At 57.3% G+C, this 6,649-nt stretch carries 5 protein-coding genes and 1 rRNA gene; 4 read left to right on the forward strand and 2 right to left on the reverse strand.

The genetic code is table 11. The features are described from left to right. Positions 1–36: 36 nt before the first annotated feature. Together BM152_RS19300 and BM152_RS14140 are read right to left on the reverse strand one after the other, a co-directional pair. The gene (locus BM152_RS19300) at positions 37–183 is read right to left on the reverse strand and encodes a hypothetical protein (protein WP_156444328.1); all 147 of its coding nucleotides are present in this window, start codon (positions 181–183) and stop codon (positions 37–39) included. Beyond that, complete coding sequence (locus BM152_RS14140; RefSeq protein WP_139222510.1) at positions 180–611, reverse strand: type 2 periplasmic-binding domain-containing protein; 432 nt, start codon at positions 609–611, stop codon at positions 180–182. The genes BM152_RS19300 and BM152_RS14140 overlap by 4 nt, the downstream gene beginning before the upstream one ends. A gap of 227 nt (positions 612–838) precedes the next feature. Between BM152_RS14140 and BM152_RS14145 the strand changes: the two genes are divergently transcribed. From BM152_RS14145 to BM152_RS14160, 4 genes are all read left to right on the forward strand, one after another. Further along, complete coding sequence (locus BM152_RS14145; protein WP_139222511.1) at positions 839–1,249, forward strand: hypothetical protein; 411 nt, start codon at positions 839–841, stop codon at positions 1,247–1,249. Positions 1,250–1,587: 338 nt separating this feature from the next. After that, the gene (locus BM152_RS14150) at positions 1,588–3,321 is read left to right on the forward strand and encodes a hypothetical protein (RefSeq protein ID WP_139222512.1); all 1,734 of its coding nucleotides are present in this window, start codon (positions 1,588–1,590) and stop codon (positions 3,319–3,321) included. Positions 3,322–4,181: 860 nt separating this feature from the next. After that, a complete protein-coding gene (locus BM152_RS14155; protein WP_170845879.1) occupies positions 4,182–6,059 on the forward strand; it encodes a tyrosine-type recombinase/integrase in 1,878 nt (625 codons plus the stop codon). A gap of 523 nt (positions 6,060–6,582) precedes the next feature. Then, a 16S ribosomal RNA gene (locus BM152_RS14160) occupies positions 6,583–6,649 on the forward strand; the annotation flags it as partial.

Consider the following 6,649-nt stretch of genomic DNA (forward strand, 5'->3'; position numbering starts at 1 on the left):
TGGGGCTGCTGAGGATGTTGATTGCCCCCGAAATGGTCACAGAGGCGCGGGAAGAATGAAATCGCCATAGGCCTCATGTCCAGCTTGCCAAAGAGCGGCAAAAAGCGTGAGTGCTGCCAGACCAGACCACCCGCCCCATATAAACCGCCCCGTGGCGCCGAGCCTGTCAAGAACATCGGTCATAAGCGGTAGAAGCCCTCATCGGGCAGCTTGCCACCAATGGCGCGAGGCTCGACATCGGCAACGGCTATATACATCGCTTGAAACTGCGGGCGCAGGCTGGCAGCGCGATCTGCAGACAGGGCGGAATGCGGGATGGATTTCGCCAGCACCGGCGCGGGCATGCCAAGCGGGTCAGAGGCGGCTTGGGCAGCCTCCATCGGTTGGGCCATGACCTTGGGCCGTGTCGTTTCAATGGCGGTTTGAATGGCCACAACCAAATCTGGATTGGCCTCGTCGAAATCACGCATCACGGCCAGACCGGCCTGCGGCACAACGGGGCCAAGACCTGTGATCTTGCCCCATTCGTCCTGAATGTTGATGGCGCGGTAGACCTTTTGACCGGCTTGCAGCGCGCGCATCTCCGCCATGGTGGTAGCGGGCTCGGGCAAGACTGCCGTCTCTGCGCGCCCGGACAGCAAAAGCTGCACCGCCTCGATAGGGGGGGGCGGAATTGATGATGTATTAGAAAATCATCCAATAGTTTGCTAATTTCTCCATTAACCTATTGATATTACTTGGTGCGAGAAAATTTGGTGACAAGATGGTTCCAAAAGTTGATAGTTTAATAGCCAAAATTTTAGACAGTTAAACCACCCCAATGTCCCCGAACACGCGTATGATTTCCGCGGATTTATTGGCTCCGCATCCTGATATTCATGATCCTTTGCGCCTTTGGTTGCGTGTCCCGCGGCGCAGGCCTGTCGTGCCGGTTCATGCAATCAAATCGGGACGCCAGTACCTTTGGTTTGCGGGATTTTCAGGGCTTGGGGCGCTCCGGAGCGGTCATGCCGAGGTTCGTGTTTTTCGACAGCTCCCCAATGACTATCTCGACAGAGCTTGGTCCGAAGCGGCCTGTGCTGATTGGGTTCAGGACTTCCGGGCCTGGTATAGAGCACTCTCCGACTTGCTGCCTGAAGAGCAGGCGATCCGGCTGATTGGTCCTCGGGGCATCACCAAATACGGCGCGGCCCGTTTTGCAGGGATCTCGCGTCAAACGCTTTATAACGGCTTGCGGGAAGCTCGATGATGGACCTTCTGGCAGGCCTTTCCCGTGAACAGCGTAGGCAGGTCGTGGGTGAGGCTGTGCGGTTGTTAAATCTGGTGTCGACGACGAAAGGCGTCAGAGAGGCGGAGGCCGCCCGTAGAGAGTTGCTGCCGGAGAGGGGGCCTGAGGTTAAGAAGCAACGCCTGTACATATGCAAAAATCCTCTTGCTGCGATGCTGATGACGCGCCCCGACACGTCACGACCTCGGGTTACCGATCTGGATATTCTGCGGGGGTGGGCTCTGGTTGGGGCGCTGCGATTTTGTAAGACGTATAAACAGACGGATACGTACAGTCGTGTCGATCAAGGTCTCAGGGCTGTGCGTCACCTTGTGGGTAAGAGTTATTCATTCGACCTTATGCTGGAGTTGCCGCCTTTCGGACCGGATCTTGAGAGCTTGATTGCTGCGTTGAGGGCGCTGGAGAAAACGCTACATGTGCGCGGCGCTGATGAATATGCGAGAGTGGTCGAGCTTTCCCGTCTGATTACAAATGCGGTCTATCCGCAAGGTCCGGTTTATCGGAAAGATGCACAACGCGGGCCTTATGATGACCGGACGCCCGATCTTGTGATCGAAGATGATGGAGCGCGTGAAGTTGTTTTCGAACATGTCGGGGAAGATGCGGAGGCCCCATCGGAGGAATTGATCGAAGATCGTGAGCTTCTGTATTACCGGTTTCCCGATCTGGTGGCACCCGAGCGCAGAGATGTTTACCTCGCAGAACAACAATTGAACCTGTTTGAAGAGGAACAGGCCGAACTCGGATGGACCGGCGATTTTGCCTCGCTCTCGAACCTGGAAACCTGTGCGATCTGGCGTGCGGCATGGGCGGAGAAGGACACGGATATCGGCGCTGTATGGGCTCTGGCCTATCTTCTGTTCGGACGGGAGGTCAGCGGTTTGGGGCGGAGGCCTCGCATTGGGGAAAGCTGGTGGAACAATGGCGGGATCGCTTTTGTACCTGATGTCGCGCATCAGACGGAAAAGACGGCTCCGGACACTGTCTTTACGCTACAGCCACCCAAGGACCTTGCGGCTTTGTTCGAACAGCTTCCTGATCGGCACAGTGCTCATGAGGATGTGCGGGCCTGGCTTAAGAAACAGAATCTCGAGCGCCCTGTCGGGCCGAGCCATCTGATCCGGGCGTTGCGCGATGCTATGCCGAATAAGGACCGTGCGATTGTAGGGCTGCTCACCGGCCGCAAGGTCGGGGATGTGGTGCAGATGCATTACACGAAGGTCAAAACAAAGAGGCTTGCCTCGGCGTGGCGAGAGGCGCTGAAGGACAGGTTTGAGACTGATATTGCGGTGGAGGTAACGAGTCCGGCTTCTGTGGTCGGTACGCTCAAATCCCCGTCCCGACAGCAGGTACGGCGCTATTTTCGGGGATTGGTGGATGACGCGAGGACGGCAGGTCCCGATCAGGACGATGTGCAGACCTTTGCCGGGTTGACGAACCTCTTTGGTGCTGTGTTGAACTTCCTGACGGCGCGCCGGCCAAACGGGGCGGCATTCGAGCCGTTTGCGCGTATCGTCGGGGACCATCGCCCGAGAATTCTCCTGACCGGGAAAGGCGGGCGGTTGGTCAATGATGACAGGTGGGTGCCGCTGTGCCCCACGGCACATGCCGTTATTCTGCATTGGCGCGAGATTTGTGCAGATATGTCCCATCGCCTCTTTATGTTGCCGCATGTGCGCGACAGTTTGTCGGCCATCGCAGAAGGGCAGGGTGTCCCGTTTTTGAAATGGAGCACACTCATGGAGGAGCCGACCCCGCTATCCGCTCCGGAGTTGTGGCGGCGGGCGGGAACTCCGGCGAAGCGGGGCCCCGCAAAGGCAACCAATTGGGCCAGACATTACGTCCGTTCTGCACTGGTGGAGCTTGATGTTCCCGGACCGCTCATCGACGGCTTTATGGGTCATGGCGGGCATATGTTCGACCCGTTAACCCCGACCAGTGCTTCAAGCATCGCCGATCAGGACAGGTTGCGACACGCGCTTGAGCAGATCTGGTGTGACCTGGAGGTTGAATTGCCGGGGCTGGGCCGATGAAACATGTGAGAGATCATGTGAAAGCCCGGCTTGAACGGGTTGGTGTTGAGGCGCTTCGCACGCCTTCTGTGGCTGAGCGCTTTGTGAGCGAGGCACTGGCGCTGGCCGCAGAGGCGGGTGACACGGTGAGGGAGACCGAGAAGGCACGGGACAGGGTTCTCAGCCTGTTGCGCGCCATTGAGCGGGCCTATGATTTGCGTCTCGGCTTGGCTGTCAAATACACTCCACCACCCCCAAAGTCGCCTCTGCGCCGCTCAAACTGGGCTGTTGCTGCGCATCGGGCCTGCGCCATCTACAGGCAATTGGAAGACCGGTTGCGCAGTCGAAGGCATAAAGGGGAGGCGCTTGCGGCTCTGATTGTTCTGAGCGCTATCATGCGCGGGGGCTTGTTGCGATCTGAGGCCTGGATGTCTTTGTGGGCGGGGCTGTCATACGGCAAGCCGGAAATCAAACGTCACAAGCTGCTAGGAAAACATGTCTGGATTGACCTGAAGATCAATCAGCATACCGAGGTGCGGTTTTATCCCGATGTTGTGACTCTCGGCCTTTTGGCGCGTTGGTCTCCGGTATCCTTGCCGCGGCTCCCAAGTCCGGACCGTCTCTTGCGCAGGATACAGGAGGTACTCGTGCTTCCCGAGTTTCCCAAGGCCGATGCGTTTGCCGAGGCAGCTTTTGCGCCCCTCGAAGACCAGTATGCCGCGGGTATACCCTCTGTGCTGTTTGAAGCGGCCCGCGGGTCATTCAGGGCGGGATCCGTGCCTTCGGAACACTGGGAGGGAAGCCTGTGCGGGGAGGTGTTGGATGTCCCTGCGGCCCTTCGGCGTCGAAAGCCGGTAAAGAGCGCGGAGGCAGCGCTTTCTTTGGAAGAGAGCAACAGGGAGCTCCGCCAGATCCTCACAACGAGGCGGAAAGGGGCCCATAAGATAACGCGTGCGCCGGTGCGCGCGGGGTTGGAGGAACTGATCGCCCAAGCCCCGCCTCCTATTGTTCGTGCACGTGCGCTCTGGTGTTCGTCCTTACTGAAGAAGGGTTGCAAAGTCTCAACACTGCAGCGCTACGAGTCCGCAGTCGGCAAGACCCTCTCGCTGGCATTTGGAGAGGCCGATCCGGCACGCATGAGCGTTGAGGAGATCGAAGCCCGTCTTTATGCCGTCTTGGAAATCCCGGGCGCGTTGCAGGACAAGATGACGGGGACGTGTCTCTGCCAGTTCTTTCGTTTTACCTTTTATGACCCGAGGCTCTATTGGCCGGAGCCCGATCTGCGGTTCCCTCAGATGTCTCGTAAGGGGCCGCCGCGCCGTGCTGTTATTACCGGACCGCAAATCAGGCAGGCTTTGAAGGGGTTGAAAGATGAGGGGCCACACAGGGTTGCGTTTCTATTGGCCGCGCGGGGCGGGCTGCGGCTCTCGGATATGGAAGCGCTGCGGATATGTGATGTTGATTATAGCAGAAAAGGGGTGGTTCGGCTGCATCCGACCACAGAGGGAGATATCAAAACCGGAGCGGGGCGTCGGCAGGTGCCGGTGGCGCAGTTCCTCAGACCTCAAGAGTTGTCGTCATGGGAAAGGTTTGTCGCGCATCGTCGGCAGACCAGTTCAAACCACAGGGTGGCGTTTCTCTCGGAAGACAGATCGCTTCTGGAGGCGCCCCGGTTTGACCGGATAGGCTTTGCCCGGCTTTTGGGGGAACAGCTCGGATTACGTCCGCATGATCTGCGTCACGGGGCACTCTCGAATATCGCCCTCGCGCTGTTGGCGCCTGAAGCCGACAAGGTCGTGTGTAACCTCACAGGTTGGAATGCCGACTGTATCAGGTGGATGCGTGAGGAATATTCCGGACGGGATCCACTGAATGGTACCCATCAAATCGCGCGGCTTGCGGGGCACCGGCAGGCGGAGACGACATTTGACACCTATATTCACCTGACGGATCTCGCGCTTGGTTTACATATTGCCGCTGTCAGGGACGAGAGGCCCGCCGCTGAGGCGGCCAGCATGACGGGTTTGAACCGGCGCAGTGTGGGAAGAAAGAGATCGGTTGTTCTGGAGGATTTGCGCCTGAAGGTTTTGAAGAAGCTGCCCGTCACAGAGATCAAGCCGGGTAGTCAGGCTGTTCCTGTAACTCCTGAGCCTCAAGACAAAACCCCAAAAGTCACAAACATAGCTCCGAATTTTGTGGTTATTCTGTCTCTGGCCGTGAAAAGCGGCCTGAACTCACTGGAGATCGCGGAGAAATATGCGGTGCCTCTGCGGGCTGTGAACTGGCTGATGGAGTGTGAGGCGCGTGCCCCTCTCGGGGCCATCCCACGCCGCAAGACGGACAGGCACTGGGTGGTCCGCCAGGCTGACAAAGCTATGGGACTTGAAGACCCGAGGGGCTTTGTCTCGGAGATACGCGCCATGCCGCACAGGAAACTGACCTATTCGGCGCCTTGGCCTGCCAAGCGCTGGTTGTCCGGAATGGGGCGCGGTGTCAGGACAGAGGCGACACTCTACCTCGCTTCAAAGGATAATCCAGAGCTTTGGAAGGGGATCAAGGCCGAGCGTGTATCCGGTCCTCGTACACGTTTGGAGTTGGTCCCCATGACACCGGCAGGGACCAATGCCATGCCGTTTTTGCGTCTTGTGGCGGATATTGTCGAGCGTACGCTGAAACTGCGCGAGATTGTGGTAGAGGTGGAGAGAGACGTGAGGAGACTTAACCTGAATAATTCAGGAGCCCTGCGCGCTTTTCTATAAGCGTGTGTTTTGACCGTGGATGCATAATGAGAGCGCCCGAAATCGATGTCCGTGGATTTTTTTGAAATTTCTTCAAAGAATCGCTTGCAGGATTTGTTTGGTAGTCTTAGAACCCCCTTCACCGGCGGCGCAGACAGCGCGGACGGGACGCCAGATGGCGCAGACGGAACGGGGTGACTGAGGTTACTGAGGGAAGTTTGAGTGATCTGACGGAGAAAATTTTGAGGTAGATCTGGGCGGGCGCGCCGCAAGTTAGGGCGCACTGGTCTGGTTTTTGTCTCGTGCTCTTTGAAATTGATAGATGAACGAAGAGATATGTGGGCGGTTTGGTCTTAACGACAAGAACGTCTGTATATCGCGCTCTTAGGGATTTCGGTCCTGATTATAGAGTGTCAGCTTCACTGTTTGTCGGCTTTCGGTGTCTTTGGATACTGATGCAGATAAACGGTAATTCATCTGGCCTTATGGTTGGATGATTGATGTGCAGAGGTTCGACGTCAAGGTTATGATGGTAACATCATTTCAACTTGAGAGTTTGATCCTGGCTCAGAACGAACGCTGGCGGCACGCCTAACACATGCAAGTCGAAC

The organism is Celeribacter halophilus, assembly GCF_900114135.1.
GTDB lineage: Bacteria > Pseudomonadota > Alphaproteobacteria > Rhodobacterales > Rhodobacteraceae > Celeribacter > Celeribacter halophilus.